The sequence below is a fragment of the Mycobacterium sp. BMJ-28 genome (genome assembly GCF_054404835.1).
This window is the reverse complement of record NZ_CM136783.1, coordinates 5,129,874-5,151,122: the sequence shown is the minus strand read 5'-3', so window position 1 is coordinate 5,151,122 and position 21,249 is coordinate 5,129,874. Positions and strand designations below refer to the sequence as shown.

Sequence of the window (21,249 nt, the reverse complement as noted above, 5' to 3'; positions counted from 1 at the left end):
GGGTCAGTCGCCCAGGGCGACGCGGCTGATCAGCGCACGGTGGTCGGACCCGGGCAGGTGCACCGCGGTGATGTTGGTGACGGTCGCGTCGCGGGTCAGCACGTGGTCGACGGCCAGCACGGCCGGAACGGGCAGATCGTCCGGGTGGGTGCGGAGGAACCCGGCCGCCGCCTGCACCGCCCCGTCGCGGTAGCCGCCGGTCAGCAGCCGGCGGAACTCGCGGACGTCGGGCGTGGCGTTGAGATCGCAGCCGACCACCACCGGCCCGTCCCGGGGAAGTCGCTCCAGTGTGGGTCTCAGCCGCTGCATGTCGGCGCGCCAACTCTGGAAGGCCGACCGGGGCGGGGACAGGTGGGTGGACACCACCGTCAGCGCCGTCTTGAGGCCGGGAACGCGAACCTGCGCGGTGATGAAGCCGCGGTCGAAGTCCTCGTCGCTGCCGGTGCCCGAGATCGGATAGCGGCTCCACAAGCCCACCCCGGTGGCCCGCTCACCGGGGCGCAGCGTGTTGAACGAGAAGGTGGATTTCAGTGCCGCCGACAGCGTGGTGGCCAGCTCAGGGGTGAGCTCCTGCACGGCCAGGACGTCGGCGTGATCTTGGGCCAGTCCGATCACCGCGGCCGGATCGGCTTGGCCGTACCGCAGATTTGCGGTGACGAAGCGCAACGCGGGTCCCGGTGCCGCCGGGCTGCCGATGTAGGCCGGGAACTGCGTGGCCAGCGCCACGACCGTGATCACCGATGCGACGGCGGTCAGCGTGCCGTGTCGGGATATCGCGAACAGCACCGCGGCCAGCGGCGCACCCAGCATCAGGTACGGCGACAGCGCCGCCACCAGCAGGACGGCGCGGTTCACCGCGGGCAGGAAGCGCATCGCCAGTGCGCCCGTCCCGATCAGCAGGAACGCCAGTCCCAGTACGCGCATCAGCCCCCACACTCGGTGAGCCGCCGGCGCAGGAACTCCCGTGCCGGGTCGGACGCATTGCGCTCCAACGCAATTCGGTACCACTGTGCGGCTTCGGGCAGCCGCCCGCCGCGGCGCAGCAGGTCGGCGCGGATGGATGCGACCACACTGGACCGGGCCAGCCTGGGGTCGTCGGCCACCTCAGCGAGTGCGGCCAGACCGTCGTCGACACCGGAGCGCAGACCCACTGCCAGCGCCCGGTTGGCCCGGGCCATCGGAGAATCGGTGATCGCAATGAGCCGATCGTAGGCCGTGCAGATCGTCGACCAGTCGGTTGCGGCCCAATTGGGCGCCGTGGCGTGCACCGCCGCGATCACCGCCTGCGGCAGATAAGGGCCCTGGGCGCCCGCGGCCCGGGTCAGCCGGTCCAGTCCACGCGCGATCCGCGCCCGGTCCCAGCGGGTCCGGTCCTGCTCGTCCAGCGGCGTGAGCGCCCCGGTCGAATCCACCCGGGTGGCCCGCCGTGAGTCGTGCAGCAGGGTCAGTGCGGCCAGTGCGTGCGCATCGGCGACCGTGGGCATCAGGGCACACAACTCCGCGGCCAGCCGGACCCCCTCGTCACACAGGTCGTCGCGGATGGCCGATGGGCCACCGGTCGACCAATAGCCCTCGGTGAACACCGAATAGACACAGGCCAGCACGTGCGGAGTCCGTTCGCCGAGCAGTTCGGCAGGGGGCACCCGCAGCGGGATGTTGGCGTGCCGGATCTTCGATTTGGCGCGGGTGATGCGTTGTCCCACCGCGGCTTCGGACTGCATCAAGGCACGGGCGATCTCGGGCACCGTCAACCCGGAGATCAACCGCAGCGTCAGCGCCAGCTGGGACGGCCGGTCCAGCGCCGGGTGCGCACAGGTGAACATCATCCGCAGCTCGTCATCGCGGACCGGGTGCACCGGCTGGTCGTCGATCGGGGTGGTCGTCTGGGCGAGCGAAGCGACGGGATCTGACACAGCCGCGAGTTCCTTTCCCGGACGCGATGATTCACGCCGCAGCCGATCGAGTGCCCGATTGCGCGCGACGGTCATGAGCCATCCGCCGGGGTTGGCCGGCGGGCCGTCCGCCCAGCTGCGCAGCGCCTCGGTGAAGGCCTCCTGGACGGCGTCCTCGGCGATGGTGAGGTCACCACACCAGCGGGCCAGGGCGGCGACCGCCGTCCCCCATTCCCGGCGGAAGACGCCGTCCAGGTCTGCCATTCAGTGCGGTTACAGTCCGGCGATCCCGGCGAGTTGCCGCACCGCGACGGACCCGGCGGGAATCATCGACGCCAGTTTGACCGCCTCGTCCCGGTCGGCGGCGCGCAGCAGGTAGAAGCCGTTGGCCACTTCGGCGCCTTCGACGTACGGTCCGTCGGTCAGCACCGCCTTACCGTCGCGGACCCGTACCGTCGTCGCGGTGGCGGGCGGGTGCAGCGGTGCACCACCGAGGATGTGGTCGCCGATGCTCTGCTGGGCTTGGACATGCTCGGCCACCCGTGCCTCGAATTCGGGGGAGCCGGGGGTGTTGACCTCATCCGGCGATTCCAGCAGCAGCGCAAGCCAATCCGAGCCGACCGGCGCACTGGGCGCATTCCAGTGCACCACCGGCCACACCTCGATGGCGCCGTACTGTGCGGCGGGGATCTGGCGGGCCAGTTCCAGAGCATCGTCCAGATTGTCGGCCTCGAACACGTAGTAGCCGCCGGCCACCTCGGCGCCCTCGGCGAACGGGCCGTCGGTCACCACCGGCTGGCCGGGCCAGCCGGTGATGAGCTTGCCGTCCGCGGCTGCACACAACGCGTCACCGGCCCGGATGGCCGATCCGGCGTTGGCGTGGAATTCCTGGTAGGCAGCCATCTCGGCGGCGCCCTGGGCGGGGGTCAGCTCGCGCTCGGGGGTCAGCAGCAGTGCGAAGTAGTACATGGCGAATCCTCCGGTAGGGGCGGGACCCTGGCGTCCCACTCTCTACCAGTTCGACGAACGGCGCCGCGCCGATCCGACAAAGATCCTCAGGCAGTGGCGAAATTCGGTTTCAGCTCGCCGATGATGTCATCCCACAGCTCCTCGGGCAGATCGTGGGCCATCCCGTCGAAGAGCACCAGCCGCGCACCCTTGATGGCGCGGGCGATCGCGCGCGCGCCGGACGGCCGCATCAGCTTGTCGGCCTTGCCGTGGATGACGACGGTCGGCGCGGTGATCTGCTTGTCGTAGGTCAGCAGGCTGCCGCTGCCCATGATGGCCGCGAACTGGCGGCCGATCCCGGCGGGGTAGTAGGACCGCTGATAGCTCTCCAGGGCGTCGGCACGGGCCTTCGACGGCGGCGTCGGATAGCCCGGACTGCCGATGATGCTGGTGAGCCGGATCGTGTTCGCCACGATGCCCTCGGGCGAGGAGTCCTTGGGCTTGGTCAGCAGGGCCAACAGCTGTTTGGGTCCGGGCGGTGGCAGCATGGCCTGGTTGTTGCTGGAGAAGATGATGCCCAGACTGTGGGTCCGGCGCGCGTGCCGGGCCGCGAAGACCTGGGCGATCATGCCGCCCATCGACGCACCGACGATATGCGCCCGTTCGATCCCCAGGTGGTCCAGCAGCGCGGCGGCGTCGTCGGCCATGTCTTCCAGCGTGTAACCCGCCGGGCTCTTCAGTCCGAGGAAGGACCGCGCCATCCGGACCGGCAGCGCAGTGCCGCTGCGCGCGCCGGGCAGCTTGGACGAGAGCCCGATATCGCGGTTGTCGAACCGGATGACACGCAGCCCCTGGTTCACCAGCTTATCGCAGAATCCCTTGCGCCACAACAGAAGCTGCGCGCCCAGGCCCATGACGAGCAGAACGGCGGGATCGCCGGGATTTCCGAAGTCCTCGTAGACGATCTCGATATCACCGTGTTTGGCGGTTCCGGTCCGAACGTCGCTCACTGTTGTCCTTCTTTGTGTTCCCGGCTGATCTCCACCATGAAGTTGGCGAAGTACCCGGTGAATTGCGGGTCGCTCATCATCTGCCACTTCGGCGCCAGCAGTTTCATGTAGCGCTCGACGTAGAGGAACTGCTTGCCGATCAACACGAGTTCGCGGGGCAGTTTCACGTCGTAGGCATCGGCCAGCGTGGAGAGTTGCTTGCCGATCTCGGCGTAACTCATGTCGCCGAGCGAGGACGCGGTCAGCGGTGTGGTGAACTTCTCCAGATCCTTGGCCGCCTGCGCCTCCGGTTTGACGGTGCCCACCGCGCCCATCATCACCACGATCTTGCCTGCCGCGGCGTGGTCCTTCTTCACCAACAGCGCGTACACCAACTCGCGAAGCAGCCAGCGGGTGCGCGGATCGATGCGGCCCATGATGCCGAAGTCGAAGAAGACGATCTTGCCGTCGTCGTCGACGTAGAGGTTGCCGGCGTGCAGGTCGCCGTGGAACAGGCCGTGTTTGAGGCCGCCCTCGAAGACACTGAAAAGCAGTGCCTTGACCAGAGCTTCGCCGTCGAACCCCTTTTTGCGGATGGCGGCGACGTCGTCGATGCGGGTGCCCTGGATGCGCTCCATGGTCAGGACGCGTTCGCTGGTCAGGTCCCAGTACACCTGCGCGACCCTGATGTTCTCGCCCAGCGGGGAGGCATGCATGTGCGCCACCCAGGCGTCCATCGACTGCGCCTCGAGGCGGAAGTCGAGTTCCTCGGCGAGATTGTCGGAGAAGTCGGCGACGACGTCCTGGGCGGACAGCCGCCGGCCCAGCTTGGCCAGTTCGACCACCTGCGCGCCGCGCTTGAGAATCTGCAGGTCGGCGGCCACCCGGCGGCGGATGCCCGGGCGCTGGATCTTGACCACGACCTCTTCGCCGGAGTGCAACGTCGCGTAGTGCACCTGCGCGATGGATGCCGACGCGAACGGGGTGTCGTCGAAGGACTTGAACAGATTCTGCGGTTCGTCGCCGAGTTCCTGGACGAGCAGCTTGTGCACGGCGTCCGGGTCGGCCGGCGGCACCCGGTCCAGCAGGCCGCGGAATTCGCGCGACAGCGGTTCGCCGAAGGCGCCCGGGCTGGACGCGATGATCTGGCCGAATTTGACGTAGGTGGGGCCGAGGTCGGCGAATGCCTGCGGCACCTGCCTGACGATCTTCTGCTGCAGGGTGCCTTTGCCGAGGAAATTCGCCACCACGCGGGCGCCGGCGCGGGTGACCTGCCAGCCGGTGGCCCCTATTCGGGCGGCCTCGACGGGCAGGGGCACCCGATCGAGCCTGGCGACCTCGCGGTGCTTGGCCTTCGATGGCTGAGTGCTCATCGTTGCAGTGTCTCAAAACCGCCGGTGACGCCAAAAACTCGGGTGCTGCACGTCACACCAGGTTCAGTTCGACGTCGCCGCGGCTGCGCTCCGGATCGGTGCCCGGTACGTAGGCCGGCACGGTGTGCGGCACACTGGTCCCGCCCTGCACCCGGGCCTGGGCCTGGCGGAATTCGGGCGCCGGTCCGGCGGCGGTGTGCAGCCCGTTGATCACCGACCACACGATGGCCCGGCGCGCGGCGCGCTCGACCGGATTGGGGTCGGTGTGCCCGATCAGTTGTTTGGCCCATTTCGGCATGGTGTCGCGGATCGCCCAGTCGATCGCGCTCTGTGGCATCGGCACGTTGGGGCCGGTGGCCATCGCCGCGCCGTGGGTGAGGGCCAGCTTGGGCAGATAGGAATGCAGGCAGTCCAGCGTCTCGGCCTTGGTGGCGGGTAGATCGGTGCCACCCAGGGCGTGACCGACCCGGACGAACTCGCCGTAATACCGGTCGAGTTTTCGGCCGCGCAACGGATTCGGGTGATACAGCTCGTGCGCGGTGGCCAGCCCCCACACCACGGTCGCGTAGTTCCAGCGCAGCCAGTCCGGATCGTCGGCGTCATAGACCGCGCCGTCCGGGCGGGTGCCCTTGATGGTGTGGTGCATGGCGCGCACCGTGCGGGCGACCCGTTCGGCGCATGCGGTGCTGCCGTAGGCGGTGCCGATGAAGAAGGCGATGGAATGGCCCAGGCGCACCGCGGCGCCGTTGCGGTCGATGACCGGGATGGCTTCGCCGGTGTCGGCGTCCCGTTTGGCCAGCCGCGAGTGGTGCATGCCCATCCAGTAGATGGACGGGTCGAGGCGTTCCAGGTAGGCCGCGCACTGCAGGCCGAAGACCAGCGCCTCGGTGTGCGAATGCACATGCCAGACCGCGCTGCCCGGTCCGAACCACCCCGGATCGCCCGCGGGTTCGGCGAACTCCAGCCCACGGAAGTAGTGCTTGCGGATGTCACGGTCGAACTTGCGCTGCAACAACTGCTCGACGTACTGGTGCGGCAGGTACACGCCGACCCCCTTTGGTCACGGTTGTGACCAGAGTAGCTGTTTGGTTACGGCCGTCGCCAGAACTAGCCTGGACCGATGTCGACTCCGACCCGGTGGGCGGGCGTGCCGCTGACCGACCGCCGCGCCGAGCGGCGCGGACTGCTGGTCGACGCCGCCTACGCCCTGTTCGGCGACGGGGGCGAGGCCGCGCTGTCGGTGCGCTCGGTCTGCCGGGCGGGCGGGCTGAACACCCGCTACTTCTACGAGAGCTTCGCCGATACCGACGCGCTGCTCGGCGCGGTGTACGACAAGGTCGGCGCCGAACTGGTCGTGGTGGTGGAGGCGGCGATGACGGCCGCGCCCGATTCGGTGCGGGCCCGCACCCGGGCGGGGATGGCCGCGGTGTTGGGCTTCAGTTCCGGTGATCCGCGTCGGGGCCGGGTGCTGTTCACCGACGCCAGGGCCAACCCGGTACTTGCCGCGCGGCGGGCGGCCACCCAGGATCTGCTGCGGGCCGCGGTGCTCGCCGAGGTGCAGCCCGCCGCGGATCCGGTGCCGGCCCGGGTCGGTGCGGCGATGTACACCGGCGCGATGGCCGAGCTCGCCCAGCAGTGGCTCGCCGGCACGCTGGGCGCAGACCTGGATGTGGTGGTGGATGCGGCGCTTGAACTGGTGTTGGGCCGAGACTGACGAAATGGCTGCGCGCACGCCCTCGCGAGCAGCCATTTCGTCGATGTCCACCGGCGCTTGGCGGCCCGGTGCTACGACGCCTTCCAGCGCTTGATCCAGTCCGTCTCCGGCCACTCTTCGGCGGCGGCCAGCAGTTCGTACATGGTGGCGCCGTCCACGGTCTCGCGGATGATGTCGGCGTGCCCGGCGTGCCGGGACAGTTCCTCGACCAGGTGGAGCAGCACCCACCGCACCGACCAGTGTTCGATGTCCTGCGGAAACCACGGCACATCGTGCGGGACGGGCACCGGGGTGTCCAGATCGGCCTCGGCGAACACCCGCAGCGTCGTGGCGTTCTGCGCTTTCAGGGCTTCCAGCAGGCCGGCCAGCGTCTCGTGTCCGTGCATCACGTACTGGTCCTCGTATTCGGCGACGAGTTCGGCCATGGGCCGGTCATCGGGCGTCGGGATGGCGGGTGCGTGCGCGGCGCGCTCGGTCCACCCGTGCTGGCAGTTGGTGACGTGTTTGATCAGCCCGCCGATCGACAACGCACTGGCCGACGGAGTCGAGCCGGCCTGCTCGTCGGTGAGGCCGTAAGCCACCGCGAGGAATGCATCCTGCTGGAAGGCCAGGAAGTTGATCAGGGTCTGGCGCTCGTCGGCGGCGGGGGCGGGCATACCGGGCATGTCTAGCTCTCCTTCTTGTTGGTGTGTACGTAAAGATCACGGATGCAAGCAATTTCGGCACCGTGGTGGATCATCTCGCGGTTGATGTGCAGTACCAGCACGGCCATCGAATGGTCCGCGTACGGCCCTTCGGCCGGTCCGCACGGCCTGGCCAGGTCGGCTTCGGTGAGTGCACGCACCCCGGCGATCCAGCGCGCGTACGCGTCATCGAGCTGGGTCAGGGCGGTGCTCGCGTCGGTGGCGTACGGCCAGGACTGGTAGTCGGCGGGCGGTCCGCCGAAGTGCGAGTGGTTGCGCATGGCCAGCACCCCGACGATGACGTGCGCCAGCCGCCAGGCGATGGTGGTGAACGGCTCGGGCTGTGGCGGGGGATACGCGAAGTCGACGGATCCGTCGCGCCGCACCGTCCAGCAGCCCGGGACCGGCTCCCAGAAGTACTCGTCGTCGGTGAGGCCGGACAGGCGTGGCCGCAGCTGGTGTGTCCAGTGGAATTCCAGCTGGTCGGCCAGGAGTTCGGTGTACATGCGCTCAGCTTCGCACCCTTATAGGACAGCTTCGGTCCTATGAATGCGTCAGGATGGTGAACATGAGCACCGCCAGGGTTTTGCAACTGCTCGGACTGTTGCAGTCGCGCCGGGTGTGGACCTCCGACGAACTCGCCGAGCGCCTCGAGGTCACCGCCCGCAGCGTGCGCCGCGATATCGAGCGACTGCGCGACCTCGGCTATCCGGTGCACGCCAGCAAGGGCCACGGCGGCGGCTACCAACTGGGTGCCGGCGCCGCCCTGCCCCCGCTGCTGCTCGACCCGGACGAGGCCGTCGCGATGGCGGTCTGCCTGCGGATGGCCGCCGGCGGCAGCGTGGCCGGCGTCGGCGAATCGGCATTGCGTGCGCTGTCCAAACTGGACCAGGTCATGCCGTCGCGGCTGCGCTCCCAGGTGGCCGCGGTGCACGACGCCACCGTCACGCTGACGTCGGGCGACGACGACGCGATAGACCCGGAGATCCTGATGACCCTGGCCCGGGCCTGCCGCGACCATGAGCATGTCAGCTGCGGTTACGTCGACATCCGCGGCAACGCCACCGCACGCCGTCTGGAGCCCTATCAACTGGTCACCACCGGCCGGCGCTGGTATCTGCTGGGCTATGACCGCGACCGCGCCGACTGGCGCAGCCTGCGGCTGGACCGGATGTCCGAGGTCCGCGCACTCGGCAGCACGTTCGTCCCGCGGCCCGCACCTGATGCCGCCGACTACGTCCGGCGCGCCATCTCCGCCTCGCCGTACCGCCATATCGCCCGGGTGCGGTACCACGCGCCTCAATACGTTGTCGCTCAGACCTTTTCGGCGGCCTCGGCGCAGATCGAGCCGGACGGCCCGGACGCCTGCATCGTCACCACCGGTGCCGACGATCCCGAGCGGATGGCGCTGTACCTGGCCATGCCCGGCTGCGAGTTCGAGGTACTGGACCCACCCGAGGTCGCCGCCGCGGTGCGCGCTGCGGCCGAACGCCTCCACCGGGCCGCCGCCCGAACGTAAGGTGCGGTGATGCGTCTCGCCGCAGCGGAGTCGACCGAACTGTTCGTCGGGCCGACGGATGCACCGCTGCAACTCGTGCGGGTCACCTGTCACGATGCCGCTGCCGGTGCGGTGATCCGGATCGTCGGCGACGGGTTGGCCGGCGAGGGGCCCGCCGCCGAAGGCACCTGCGAGATCCCGGTCCGAGTCGACGATCCGGTGCCCGGACAGCGCCGCCGGGCGCGCGCGGGCGACGTGGCGTTCACGTTCGTCGTCGCCGAACCCGGCTGGACGATGCACATGATCAGTCATTTCCACTACGACCCGGTGTGGTGGAACACCCAGGCCGCCTACACCAGCGTGTGGACCGAGGACCCGCCCGGCGCGTGCAGGCAGACCAACAGTTTCGAGTTGGTGACCGCGCACCTGGAGATGGCCCGCCGCGAACCGGAGTACAAATTCGTGCTCGCCGAGGTGGATTACCTCAAACCGTTCTGGGACACCCATCCCGAGGAACGGGCGGATCTACGCCGCTTCATCGCCGACGGCCGCGTCGAGATCATGGGCGGCACCTACAACGAACCCAACACCAATCTCACCAGTCCGGAGACGGCGATCCGGAACTTCGTGGCGGGTAGCGGATTTCAGCGCGACGTCCTCGGCGCGGATCCGGCGACAGCATGGCAGCTCGATGTGTTCGGCCACGATCCGCAGTTTCCCGGGATGGCCGCCGACGCCGGGCTGACGTCCAGTTCATGGGCCCGCGGCCCGTACCACCAGTGGGGCCCGATGGCCGATCACGGTGACCCCGAACGCATGCAGTTCGCCAGCGAGTTCGAATGGACCGCGCCGTCGGGCCGCGGCCTGCTCACCCACTACATGCCCGCGCACTACGCCGCCGGCTGGTGGATGGACGCGGCAGCCACCCTGGCGCAGGCACAGGACCAGACCTTCGAGTTGTTCACCGGATTGAAGAACGTGGCGCTGACCCGCAATGTGCTGCTGCCCGTCGGCACCGACTACACCCCGCCGAACAAATGGGTCACCGAGATCCATCGCGACTGGAACGCCCGCTACACCTGGCCGCGGTTCGTGTGCGCACTGCCCAAGGAGTTCTTCGCTGCCGTCCGTGCCGAACTCGACGAGCGCGCCGGGGCGAGCGAAGCGACGGGGAAAGTGGGCGCCATCGCCTCGGTGCAGACCCGGGACATGAACCCGATCTACACCGGCAAGGACGTCTCCTACATCGACACCAAACAGGCCAACCGCGCCGCCGAGAACATGGTGCTGGAGGCCGAGCGCTTCGCCGTCTTCGCCGGATTGCTCTGCGGCGCAACGTATCCGCAGGCGGCGCTGGAGAAAGCATGGGTACAGCTGGCCTATGGGGCGCACCACGACGCGATCACCGGGTCCGAATCCGACCAGGTCTATCTGGATCTGCTGACCGGCTGGCGCGACGCATGGGAGCTGGGCCGCGCCGCCCGCGACAATGCGCTGGCCCTGCTCAGCGCCGCGGTGGATGCGCCCGTGGTGGTGTGGAATCCGCTGGCACACCAGCGCTGCGATGTGGTGACCGCACACCTGGACCGTCCGTTCGGCGGCGTGGTGCGCGACCAGCACGGCGATGCGGTTCCCACGGTGTCCGACGGTCACACGGTCTCCTGGCTGGCCCGCGACGTCGGATCCCTGGGCTGGCGCGGCTACCGGCTCGACGACGACAGTCCCGGATCGAGCTGGGAACCGTTCGGCGGCAACGAGATCGGAAATGACACCTACCGCCTGCGCGTCGACCCGGCCCGCGGCGGCGGGGTGAGCTCGGTGCTGGCCGGCGGCCGGGAACTCATCGCACCCGGGCGGGTGGGCAACGAACTGGCGGTCTATGACGAATATCCGGCCCACCCGCAGGCGGGGGAGGGCCCGTGGCATCTGCTGCCCAAGGGCCCGGTGCTGGGCTCCTCGGCATTCCCGGCCGAGGTGCAGGCCTGCCGTAGCGCGCTCGGGGAGCGGCTGACCATCCGAGGGCACGTCGGCGACCTCCTGCGCTACACCCAGACGATCACCCTGTGGCATGGCATACCACGCATCCAATGCCGCACCGCGATAGACGAATTCACCGACGCCGACAAGCTGCTGCGGCTGCGCTGGCCGTGCCCGGTGCCCGGCGCCATGCCGGTCAGCGAGGTCGGTGACGCGGTGATCGGCCGCGGCTTCGGTCTGCTGCATCAGCCCGGACACTCCGACGCCGTCGACGCCGCGGTGCATCCGTCCACCCTGGACAATCCCGCTTACGGCTGGTTCGGGCTGTCCTCGACGCTGCGGGTACGGATCGGCGCCGGTGTGCGGGCGGTGTCCGTCGCCGAGGTCGTGACGCCCGACGGGCAATTCGACGCCCGCGATCTGATGGTCGCGTTGGTGCGGGCCGGGGTCACCGCCACCTGCAGTGCGGCGGACAAACCGCGCTACGGCGACCTGTCGGTGGACTCCAACCTGCCCGACGCCCGGTTCGCGCTGGGGGGCCCGGTCGAGAATGCCTTCACCGCGGCGGTGCTGGCCACCGCACCGGAACACCGCCGCGAATTCGACCGGCAATGGGCCGCGAACGGGACCGCGCGGGTCTGGGTGCCCGCGACGTCGATGCTGGCCGACGAGTGGGTACCCGGCGCCGACCTGCGCGGTGTCCGGACCTTGCCGGTGCTGATCATCGCCGGTGACATCGAGGCGCTCGTGCGTGATCTGACGGATGCGGAGATCTGCGTGAATCAGGACGCGCCTGGCGGGCTCACACCGTTCGAGTCGGTGACGGTCGCGCTGTGCAACCGGGGTGTGCCCGGTTTCGCCGTCGAGGCCGACGGCACGCTGCACACCTCGCTGATGCGGTCGTGCACCGGGTGGCCGTCCGGTACCTGGATCGACCCGCCACGGCGCACGGCCCCCGACGGTTCCAACTTCGCGCTCCAACACTGGTCGCACACCTTCGACTACGCCGTGCTGGCGCTGGATGGGGACTGGCGTGACGCCGATATCCCGGTCCGCAGCGCGGAGTTCGCCCAACCTCTGATCGCGGTGCGCAACCGGCGTACCGGCGCCGACGGGTTACCCGGCCACGGCGCACTGCTCGACGTCGATTCATCGGGCGGCAAGGTCACCCTCGGCGCGCTCAAGCCCGCCGGGAACCCGTTCTCGACGGGTTCGACCGCACCGGTGGATCCGTCCTCGGTCATCCTTCGCTTGGTCGAAACACACGGCCGCGACGCGCAATTCGTGGTGCGGTCGGGAATCTGTAGCATCTCGCCGTTGGTCGGGGCGGATCTGCTGGAACGGCCGTCGTCGGACGTCCCGACGACAGCGGTGCACGGCTACCAGATTGCCACCGTGGCCGGCCGCCTCGGCGGGATCAGGATCGCCAACGCCGATCAGCAGACGCTGGCCCCGGACGCCGAGAACGCGCAACCGCTGTATGCGCGCTACTGGCTGCACAACCGCGGGCCGGCGCCGCTGGGCGGACTGCCGGTGGTGGCGCACCTGCATCCCAGCCACATCGCGGTGGCCGAGGATACCGTTGTGCGCCTTCGGCTGACCGCGGCCAGCGACTGCACCGACACGGCGTTGCACGGCCGGGTGCGCCTGGTTGTGCCGCCGGGCTGGACGGTCGACTCGGCCGAGCTGTCCTTCGTGCTGCCGCCGGGGGAGTACCTGGATGCCGACGTCGAGGTGACGGTGCCCCCGGACACGCCTGCCGGCGTTTATCCCGTCCGCGCCGAACTGGCCGCCAGCGGGCGCGGGCTGCCGCCGGCCTGGCATCAGGTCGTCGAGGATGTGTGCATGGTGTCGGTCGACGCGGCCCCGGACGACGAAGTGCTGCGGCTGATCTCCGGACCGGAACCGGTGACCGTGCGGGCCGGCGACAGTGCCCGGCTGTCGGTCACCGTCGGCACCGATGCCGGCGCGGATTTGGCTGTGGAAGCCCACCTGATCAGCCCGTGGGGCACGTGGGAGTGGCTGGGCCCGCCCACGGTCGGGGCGGAGATGCCCGCCCGCGGGACGCTGCAGCTGGACTTCGACGTGACGCCGCCGCCCTGGGTGCGGCCCGGTCGGTGGTGGGCATTGATCAGGGTGGCCGCCGCGGGCCGGCTGGTGTACTCACCCGCGGTGCACGTGCAGGTGCTGCCATGACGGCGGTGGCCTGGGTGGCCGGTGTGCCGGTACCCCAAGCCGAGGTGGACGAACGCGAAAGGCGCTTGCGGGCAGGGGTACTCGCGGCCGCGCTGCCCCGCCCGGGAACCAGCGAGGGTAGGCAGCTGCGCCGCTGGCTCACCCAGCTACTGGTCGCCGAACGGGTGGTGGCCGGTGAACCGGCCGAGGCCGCCCCGCCGGATCTGGACGCCGTGCTGCCCGATGTGGCCGCGAGGTTGGAGATCGGCAGCATCGCCGCCGCGGTGCTGGAGTCCCCGCATGCGCGTGGCGTTTTCGCGCGGGTCACCGCGGCGGTCGACATCGGCGAAGCCGAGATCGTGGCCTACCACACCCGCAACCCGGCCCGGTTCGGTCCGCGCCGCACGTCGATCGCACTGGATCTGGCCCGGCCCGCGGTCACCGCGCACCTGCAGGCCGCGGCCCGCCGGCGCGCCTTCCGCTGCTGGCTGGATGTCCGTTGCGCCGAACTGGTGCGGCTGGCCCCCGGTTACGAACATCCCGGCGACCCGCGTCAGCCCGACAACACCCATCGGCACTGACGGCCACGACGGTCACCTGCGAAACTGGTCACCTGATGGCTCTCACCCTCGCGCTCGACGTCGGCGGTACCAAGATCGCGGTCGGCCTCGTCGACGACGACGGCGCGCTCACCCACCGGGCTCAGCAACCCACCCCGCACGGTGACGCCGACGCGGTGTGGGCCGTCGCGGCGGAACTGATCCGCGACGCGCTGCTGCGGGCCGGCGGCACCGTGGCCGGTGTCGGTATCAGCTCGGCCGGCCCCGTCGACCTGCGTTCGGGCACGGTCAGCCCGATCAATATCGCCACCTGGCAGCGCTTTCCGATCGTCGAGCGGGCGCAGCGACTCACCGGCGGCCCGGTGCGTCTGGGTGGCGACGGCCTGTGCATGGCGCTCGGTGAACAGTGGCGCGGGGCCGGTGCGGGCGCGGCATTCATGCTCGGCATGGTGGTGTCGACGGGTATCGGTGGGGGACTGGTCCTCGACGGCGCGCCGTACGACGGCCGCACGGGCAATGCCGGCCACGTCGGGCACGTCATCGTCGAGCCCGACGGGCAGCCGTGCACGTGCGGTGGCCGGGGTTGTGTCGAAACGGTCGCCTCCGGGCCGCATCTGGTGCGCTGGGCGAGGGCGAACGGTTGGCAGTCGGCACCGGACGCAGATGCCAGACAACTGGCCGAGGCGGCCGCCGCCGGGGACCAGATCGCGCTGGGTGCGTTCCGCCGGGGCGCGGCCGGGGTGGCGATGATGATCGCCGGGGTGGCCGCCACCTGCGATCTGGACCTCGTGGTGATCGGCGGCGGGGTCGCCAAATCGGGGGCGCTGCTGTTCGACCCCCTTCGGTCGGCGCTGCGCAGCTACGCCGGGCTCTCGTTCATCAAGGATCTGCGGGTGGTGCCCGCCGCGCTCGGCGGGGACGCCGGACTGGTCGGTGCGGCCGCGCTGGCACGGAACGCATCAGCTGGTTGATCCGCCGTTTTGGCCGATGGCGTCGGCGTCGGCTATCCTTACCCGGTTCCACCGAAGACCGTCGGTCACCGATGAGCGCTTGCGCGAAGTGCAAGTAGCTCGCCAATCGGTTGAAGGTCCCGGATTTCCGGGCGGCCCACGCAGGAGGACGAGGTAACAGTATTTCTCTGTGCGCCCCGACCTGTCTGTGTCGGGGCGCTTTGTCATTCTCGGGCCTTTGAGCGGTGGACGTCCCAACCATCACGAGGAGGCAAGCATGGCCAAAGCTGAGAAGGCCACCGCGGTCGCCGACATCGCCGAGAAGTTCAAGGAGGCGACGGCCACCGTCGTCACCGAGTATCGCGGCCTGACGGTGTCCAACCTTGCCGAGCTGCGCAGGTCGCTGGGCAACGAGACGACCTACACCGTCGCCAAGAACACCTTGGTCAAGCGTGCGGCGTCCGATGCGGGCATCGAAGGTCTCGACGATCTGTTCGCCGGCCCGACGGCCATCGCGTTCATCAGCGGCGAGCCCGTCGATGCCGCGAAGGCGATCAAGAAGTTCGCCAAGGACAACAAGGCGCTCGTCATCAAGGGCGGCTACATGGACGGCCGCGCGCTGTCCGTGTCCGAGGTCGAGCGGATCGCCGACCTGGAGTCGCGCGAGGTGCTGTTGTCGCGCGTCGCCGGCGCTCTGAAGGCGAAGCAGTCCCAGGCCGCGGCGCTGTTCGTGGCGCCCGCGTCCCAGGTCGCCCGCCTGGCCGCAGCTCTGCAAGAGAAGAAGGCCGGCGAAGAATCCGCCGCCTGAGACCACATCAACAACCCATAGAGATAAGGAACCACCATGGCCAAGCTGTCCACTGAAGAACTGATCGACGCGTTCAAGGAACTGACCCTGCTCGAGCTCTCGGAGTTCGTGAAGGTGTTCGAGGACACCTTCGACGTCACCGCCGCCGCTCCCGTCGCGGTTGCCGCCGGCCCCGCCGCCGGTGGCGCGCCCGCCGAGGCCGCCGAGGAGCAGTCCGAGTTCGACGTCATCCTCGAGGGTGCCGGCGAGAAGAAGATCGGCGTCATCAAGGTCGTCCGCGAGATCGTTTCCGGCCTGGGCCTGAAGGAAGCCAAGGACCTGGTCGACGGCGCTCCCAAGCCGCTGCTGGAGAAGGTCAACAAGGACGCCGCCGAGGACGCCAAGGCAAAGCTCGAAGCTGCCGGCGCGACGGTCACCGTCAAGTAGTTTGCAGTTCGCGGAAGGGCCGGGTCGGAAACGACCCGGCCCTTTCTCGTGTGCAGGGGTCTCTTGGCGGTCACTTCGCCGTTGCTGAAATCCTCCGTGCGCTACAGTGACTCAAGCCACAGGCGGGGTAGCAGGTGGCGCAGTAGGGCTGTCAGCGGAAGGAACATGCATGGGCGTCCAAATCGACGTGACCGGTCTGAGTAAGTCGTTCGGGTCGTCGAAGATCTGGGAAGACGTGACGCTGACGGTTCCCGAGGGTGAGGTCAGCGTGTTGCTGGGCCCGTCCGGTACCGGTAAGTCGGTGTTCTTGAAGTCGCTGATCGGTCTGCTGCGCCCGGAGAAGGGTTCCATCGTCATCGATGGCACCAACATTCTGGAGTGCTCGGCCAAGGAGCTCTACGAGATTCGGACCCTGTTCGGGGTGCTGTTCCAGGACGGCGCGTTGTTCGGCTCGATGAACATCTATGACAACACGGCGTTTCCGTTGCGGGAGCACACCAAGAAGTCCGAGTCCGATATCCGCAAGATCGTGATGGAGAAGCTCGAGCTCGTCGGTATGCCCAATGATGGGCACAAGTTCCCCGGTGAGATCTCCGGCGGTATGCGCAAGCGCGCCGGTCTGGCCCGGGCTCTGGTGCTCGACCCCAAGATCATTTTGTGCGATGAGCCGGACTCGGGTCTGGATCCGGTGCGTACCGCCTATCTGTCGCAGTTGTTGATCGATATCAATGCCCAGATCGATGCGACGGTGCTGATCGTGACGCACAACATCAACATTGCCCGGACGGTGCCGGACAACATCGGGATGTTGTTCCGTAAGAAGTTGGTGATGTTCGGTCCCCGTGAGGTGCTGTTGACCTCGGAGGAGCCGGTGGTCAAGCAGTTCCTCAACGGTCGCCGGATCGGTCCGATCGGTATGTCGGAGGAGAAGGACGAGGCCACCGCGGCTGCTGAGCAGGCGATGATGGAGGCCGGTCAGCACGATGGTGGTGTGGAGGAGATCGAGGGTGTGCCGCCGCAGCTGATGGCCACTCCCGGGATGCCCGAGCGTAAGGCTGTGGGTCGTCGTCAGGCCCGGGTGCGCGAGATTCTGCACACGCTGCCCCCGGCCGCCCAGGAAGCCATCCGTGACGACCTGGAGGGCACCCACAAGTTCAAGGTGCACGAGTTCGCCGACGAGCCGCCCCGGCACGGCAGCCAGGACGAGGACTTCCCGACCGCCTCGATTCCGCGCGCCGGCGAGTAACACGTTTCGACATACCGGCCGGCGGGACTGCTCATGGTCCCGCCGGCCGGTGTTGTGTCGGTACCCTTCCCGACCTGCGGCGCAGGTGTGATCTTCCTCACGGCCGTCTTGGGGCCGCTCTTGTCGGCGGTGCCCGTTACGATCCAGAAGAGCACAGCAAACCGCGTGTGAAGTCTTGACGGAAACGCCCAAACGGGCCAGTCTGTTGGGCAGCATGTGTGAACGGATCGAGGACGCCAGCCAGCGCCCAGCCGGTATCACGCGCGTGGTAGAGGGATGCTGTTTGAAGAACCGGCGGACGTGCGCTACTGTTGGACGTTGCGCTGGCTGCATCCTGCCCACCCTCGTCTGCACCTGACAATGTGTTCCTAGCCTGAGCCCTGCTCAGCGATCGGACATGTGCCGTGTGTCCTGAGGTTTCGGACTGTGAGAACGCCAGCCGAACCGACGCAGATTACAGCGACCACGGTCCGGGTTTCCGGCATCGAAAGTCGCATGAGGTGCTGGAAGGATGCATCTTGGCAGTCTCTCGCCAGAGCAAGTCCGATAATTCTCACTCCGTTCCGGGAGCGCCTAACCGAATTTCATTCGCAAAGCTCCGTGAACCACTTGAGGTTCCGGGGCTACTTGACGTACAGATCGATTCATTCGAGTGGCTCGTCGGCTCCGAGCACTGGCGGGCCAAGGCCACCGCGCGCGGTGATCTGGCCAACCCGGTGGGCGGCCTCGAAGAGGTGCTGGCCGAACTGTCGCCGATCGAGGACTTCTCCGGCTCCATGTCGCTGAGCTTCTCCGACCCGCGCTTCGACGAGGTCAAGGCCCCTGTCGACGAGTGCAAAGACAAGGACATGACGTACGCGGCCCCGCTGTTCGTCACGGCCGAGTTCATCAACAACAACACCGGTGAGATCAAGAGCCAGACGGTCTTCATGGGTGATTTCCCGATGATGACCGACAAGGGCACCTTCATCATCAACGGCACCGAGCGTGTCGTGGTGAGCCAGCTGGTCCGTTCGCCGGGTGTGTACTTCGACTCCTCGATCGACAAGGCCACCGAGAAGGACCTGCACAGTGTGAAGGTCATCCCGGGTCGCGGCGCGTGGCTGGAGTTCGACGTCGACAAGCGCGACACCGTCGGTGTCCGCATCGACCGCAAGCGCCGTCAGCCGGTCACCGTGCTGCTCAAGGCGCTGGGCTGGACCAACGAGCAGATCGTGGAGCGCTTCGGCTTCTCCGAGATCATGATGGGCACCCTGGAGAAGGACAACACCGCCGGAACCGATGAGGCGCTGCTGGACATCTACCGGAAGCTGCGCCCGGGCGAGCCGCCGACCAAGGAGTCCGCGCAGACCCTGCTGGAGAACCTGTTCTTCAAGGAGAAGCGTTACGACCTGGCCCGCGTCGGCCGTTACAAGGTCAACAAGAAGCTGGGCCTGAACGCCGGGCAGCCGATCACCAACTCGACGCTGACCCCCGAGGACATCGCGGCCACCATCGAGTACCTGGTGCGCCTGCACGAGGGCCAGAACTCGATGACCGCACCTGACGGTGTCGAGGTCCCGGTCGAGGTCGATGACATCGACCACTTCGGCAACCGTCGCCTGCGTACCGTCGGCGAGCTGATCCAGAACCAGATCCGGGTCGGCCTGTCCCGTATGGAGCGTGTCGTCCGCGAGCGGATGACCACCCAGGACGTCGAGGCGATCACGCCGCAGACCCTGATCAACATCCGTCCCGTCGTGGCGGCGATCAAGGAGTTCTTCGGCACGTCGCAGCTGTCGCAGTTCATGGACCAGAACAACCCGCTGTCGGGCCTGACCCACAAGCGCCGCCTGTCGGCGCTGGGCCCCGGTGGTCTGTCCCGTGAGCGCGCCGGCCTCGAGGTCCGCGACGTGCACTCCAGCCACTACGGCCGGATGTGCCCGATCGAGACCCCGGAGGGCCCGAACATCGGCCTGATCGGTTCGCTGTCGGTGTACGCCCGGGTCAACCCGTTCGGCTTCATCGAGACGCCGTACCGCAAGGTCGTCGACGGTGTGGTCACCGATCAGGTCGACTACCTCACGGCCGACGAGGAGGACCGCCACGTCGTGGCGCAGGCCAACTCGCCGATCGATGACGACGGCCGGTTCGTGGAGGAGCGCATCCTCGTTCGCCGTAAGGGTGGCGAGGTCGAGAACGTGGCGACCACCGAGGTCGACTACATGGACGTCTCACCGCGCCAGATGGTGTCGGTGGCGACGGCGATGATCCCGTTCCTCGAGCACGACGACGCCAACCGTGCCCTGATGGGTGCCAACATGCAGCGCCAGGCGGTTCCGCTGGTCCGCAGCGAGGCCCCGTTGGTCGGCACCGGTATGGAGCTGCGTGCGGCCATCGATGCCGGCGACGTCGTCATCACCGAGAAGGCCGGTGTGGTCGAGGAAGTCTCCGCCGACTACATCACCGTGATGGCCGATGACGGCACCCGCCGTAGCTATGTGCTGCGCAAGTTCAACCGCTCCAACCACGGCACGTGCGCCAACCAGCGCCCGATCGTGGACCACGGGCAGCGGGTCGAGGTGGGCCAGGTGCTCGCCGACGGTCCCTGCACCGAGAACGGTGAGATGGCCCTGGGCAAGAACCTGCTCGTGGCGATCATGCCGTGGGAGGGCCACAACTACGAGGACGCGATCATCCTCTCCAACCGTCTGGTGGAAGAGGACGTGCTCACCTCGATTCACATCGAAGAGCACGAGATCGATGCCCGCGACACCAAGCTGGGCGCCGAGGAGATCACCCGGGACATCCCGAACGTCTCCGACGAGGTGCTGGCCGATCTCGACGAGCGCGGCATCATCCGCATCGGTGCCGAGGTCCGCGACGGCGACATCCTGGTCGGCAAGGTCACCCCGAAGGGCGAGACCGAGCTGACCCCGGAAGAGCGCCTGCTGCGTGCCATCTTCGGTGAGAAGGCCCGTGAGGTCCGCGACACCTCGCTGAAGGTGCCGCACGGCGAATCTGGCAAGGTCATCGGCATCCGGGTGTTCTCCCGCGAGGATGACGACGAGCTGCCCGCCGGTGTCAACGAGCTGGTCCGCGTCTACGTGGCCCAGAAGCGCAAGATCTCCGACGGCGACAAGCTCGCCGGACGCCACGGCAACAAGGGCGTCATCGGCAAGATCCTGCCCGTCGAGGACATGCCGTTCATGGAGGACGGCACCCCGGTGGACATCATCCTGAACACCCACGGTGTGCCGCGTCGTATGAACATCGGCCAGATCCTGGAGACCCACCTCGGGTGGGTGGCCAAGGCCGGCTGGAACATCGATGTCGCCAACGGAACTCCTGAGTGGGCGGGCAACCTGCCCGAGAACCTGCTCAGCGTCCCGGCGGACAGCATCGTCTCCACCCCGGTGTTCGACGGTGCCCGCGAGAACGAGCTCACCGGTCTGTTGGGTTCGACGCTGCCGAACCGCGACGGCGATGTCATGGTCAATGCCGACGGTAAGGCGCGCCTGTTCGACGGGCGTTCCGGCGAGCCGTTCCCGTACCCGGTGACGGTCGGCTACATGTACATCCTGAAGCTGCACCACTTGGTGGACGACAAGATCCACGCGCGTTCGACCGGTCCGTACTCGATGATCACCCAGCAGCCGCTCGGTGGTAAGGCGCAGTTCGGTGGTCAGCGCTTCGGTGAGATGGAGTGCTGGGCCATGCAGGCCTACGGCGCGGCGTACACGCTGCAGGAGCTGCTCACCATCAAGTCCGACGACACGGTGGGCCGCGTGAAGGTGTACGAGGCGATCGTCAAGGGCGAGAACATCCCCGAACCCGGTATCCCGGAGTCGTTCAAGGTGCTTCTCAAGGAACTGCAGTCGCTCTGCCTCAATGTCGAGGTCCTGTCTTCCGACGGAGCCGCGATCGAGATGCGTGACGGCGATGACGAGGATCTGGAGCGCGCTGCTGCCAACCTCGGAATCAATCTGTCCCGCAACGAATCCGCATCTGTCGAAGACCTGGCCTGATCG

At 68.1% G+C, this 21,249-nt stretch carries 17 protein-coding genes; 9 read left to right on the top strand and 8 right to left on the bottom strand.

Annotation, left to right across the window (positions count from 1 at the left end):
- Positions 1-3: 3 nt before the first annotated feature.
- The 6 genes from ACXPWS_RS25555 to ACXPWS_RS25530 form a co-directional block, all read right to left on the bottom strand.
- Positions 4-924, bottom strand: a complete 921-nt coding sequence (locus tag ACXPWS_RS25555) for an endonuclease/exonuclease/phosphatase family protein (RefSeq protein WP_458709327.1) — start codon at positions 922-924, stop codon at positions 4-6.
- Positions 924-2,156, bottom strand: coding sequence for an RNA polymerase sigma factor (locus ACXPWS_RS25550; RefSeq protein ID WP_458709326.1), 1,233 nt, complete (start codon positions 2,154-2,156; stop codon positions 924-926). Before ACXPWS_RS25550 ends, ACXPWS_RS25555 begins: the two co-directional genes overlap by 1 nt.
- Before the next feature lie 9 nt (positions 2,157-2,165).
- A complete protein-coding gene (locus ACXPWS_RS25545) occupies positions 2,166-2,861 on the bottom strand; it encodes a YciI family protein (protein ID WP_458709325.1) in 696 nt (231 codons plus the stop codon).
- Positions 2,862-2,947: 86 nt separating this feature from the next.
- A complete protein-coding gene (locus ACXPWS_RS25540; RefSeq protein ID WP_458709324.1) occupies positions 2,948-3,850 on the bottom strand; it encodes an alpha/beta fold hydrolase in 903 nt (300 codons plus the stop codon).
- Entirely contained in the window at positions 3,847-5,202 is a 1,356-nt protein-coding gene (locus tag ACXPWS_RS25535) for an ABC1 kinase family protein (RefSeq protein WP_458709323.1), read from the bottom strand. Before ACXPWS_RS25535 ends, ACXPWS_RS25540 begins: the two co-directional genes overlap by 4 nt.
- 52 nt (positions 5,203-5,254) lie before the next feature.
- Positions 5,255-6,247, bottom strand: a complete 993-nt coding sequence (locus tag ACXPWS_RS25530; RefSeq protein ID WP_458709322.1) for an oxygenase MpaB family protein — start codon at positions 6,245-6,247, stop codon at positions 5,255-5,257.
- A 75-nt stretch (positions 6,248-6,322) separates the two neighbouring features.
- Between ACXPWS_RS25530 and ACXPWS_RS25525 the strand changes: the two genes are divergently transcribed.
- Positions 6,323-6,916: a TetR/AcrR family transcriptional regulator gene (locus tag ACXPWS_RS25525; protein ID WP_458709321.1), complete on the top strand. Its 594-nt coding sequence runs from the start codon at positions 6,323-6,325 to the stop codon at positions 6,914-6,916.
- A gap of 71 nt (positions 6,917-6,987) precedes the next feature.
- Here the strand turns inward: ACXPWS_RS25525 and ACXPWS_RS25520 are convergent, their stop codons facing one another.
- Positions 6,988-7,581 (bottom strand): DinB family protein, encoded by a 594-nt coding sequence (locus ACXPWS_RS25520; RefSeq protein WP_458709320.1) that lies wholly within the window; start codon positions 7,579-7,581, stop codon positions 6,988-6,990.
- Positions 7,582-7,583: 2 nt separating this feature from the next.
- Complete coding sequence (locus ACXPWS_RS25515; RefSeq protein ID WP_458709319.1) at positions 7,584-8,105, bottom strand: DinB family protein; 522 nt, start codon at positions 8,103-8,105, stop codon at positions 7,584-7,586.
- A 62-nt stretch (positions 8,106-8,167) separates the two neighbouring features.
- Between ACXPWS_RS25515 and ACXPWS_RS25510 the strand changes: the two genes are divergently transcribed.
- From ACXPWS_RS25510 to rpoB, 8 genes are all read left to right on the top strand, one after another.
- Complete coding sequence (locus tag ACXPWS_RS25510; protein WP_458709318.1) at positions 8,168-9,118, top strand: helix-turn-helix transcriptional regulator; 951 nt, start codon at positions 8,168-8,170, stop codon at positions 9,116-9,118.
- A gap of 9 nt (positions 9,119-9,127) precedes the next feature.
- Positions 9,128-13,270, top strand: coding sequence for a glycoside hydrolase family 38 N-terminal domain-containing protein (locus ACXPWS_RS25505; RefSeq protein ID WP_458709317.1), 4,143 nt, complete (start codon positions 9,128-9,130; stop codon positions 13,268-13,270).
- Positions 13,267-13,830 (top strand): DUF7158 domain-containing protein, encoded by a 564-nt coding sequence (locus ACXPWS_RS25500; RefSeq protein WP_458709316.1) that lies wholly within the window; start codon positions 13,267-13,269, stop codon positions 13,828-13,830. Before ACXPWS_RS25505 ends, ACXPWS_RS25500 begins: the two co-directional genes overlap by 4 nt.
- Positions 13,831-13,865: 35 nt before the next feature.
- Positions 13,866-14,780 carry an ROK family protein gene (locus ACXPWS_RS25495; protein ID WP_458709315.1) on the top strand — a complete coding sequence of 305 codons (915 nt, stop codon included), beginning with the start codon at positions 13,866-13,868 and terminating at the stop codon, positions 14,778-14,780.
- A gap of 256 nt (positions 14,781-15,036) precedes the next feature.
- On the top strand, positions 15,037-15,567 hold the full coding sequence (rplJ, locus tag ACXPWS_RS25490; RefSeq protein WP_458709314.1) for a 50S ribosomal protein L10: 531 nt from the start codon (positions 15,037-15,039) through the stop codon (positions 15,565-15,567).
- Positions 15,568-15,603: 36 nt separating this feature from the next.
- Positions 15,604-15,993 (top strand): 50S ribosomal protein L7/L12, encoded by a 390-nt coding sequence (gene rplL / locus ACXPWS_RS25485; RefSeq protein WP_458709313.1) that lies wholly within the window; start codon positions 15,604-15,606, stop codon positions 15,991-15,993.
- 169 nt (positions 15,994-16,162) lie between these two features.
- Positions 16,163-17,239, top strand: coding sequence for an ABC transporter ATP-binding protein (locus ACXPWS_RS25480; protein WP_458709312.1), 1,077 nt, complete (start codon positions 16,163-16,165; stop codon positions 17,237-17,239).
- A gap of 518 nt (positions 17,240-17,757) precedes the next feature.
- Positions 17,758-21,246, top strand: a complete 3,489-nt coding sequence (gene rpoB / locus ACXPWS_RS25475; RefSeq protein ID WP_458709311.1) for a DNA-directed RNA polymerase subunit beta — start codon at positions 17,758-17,760, stop codon at positions 21,244-21,246.
- Positions 21,247-21,249: the final 3 nt, after the last annotated feature.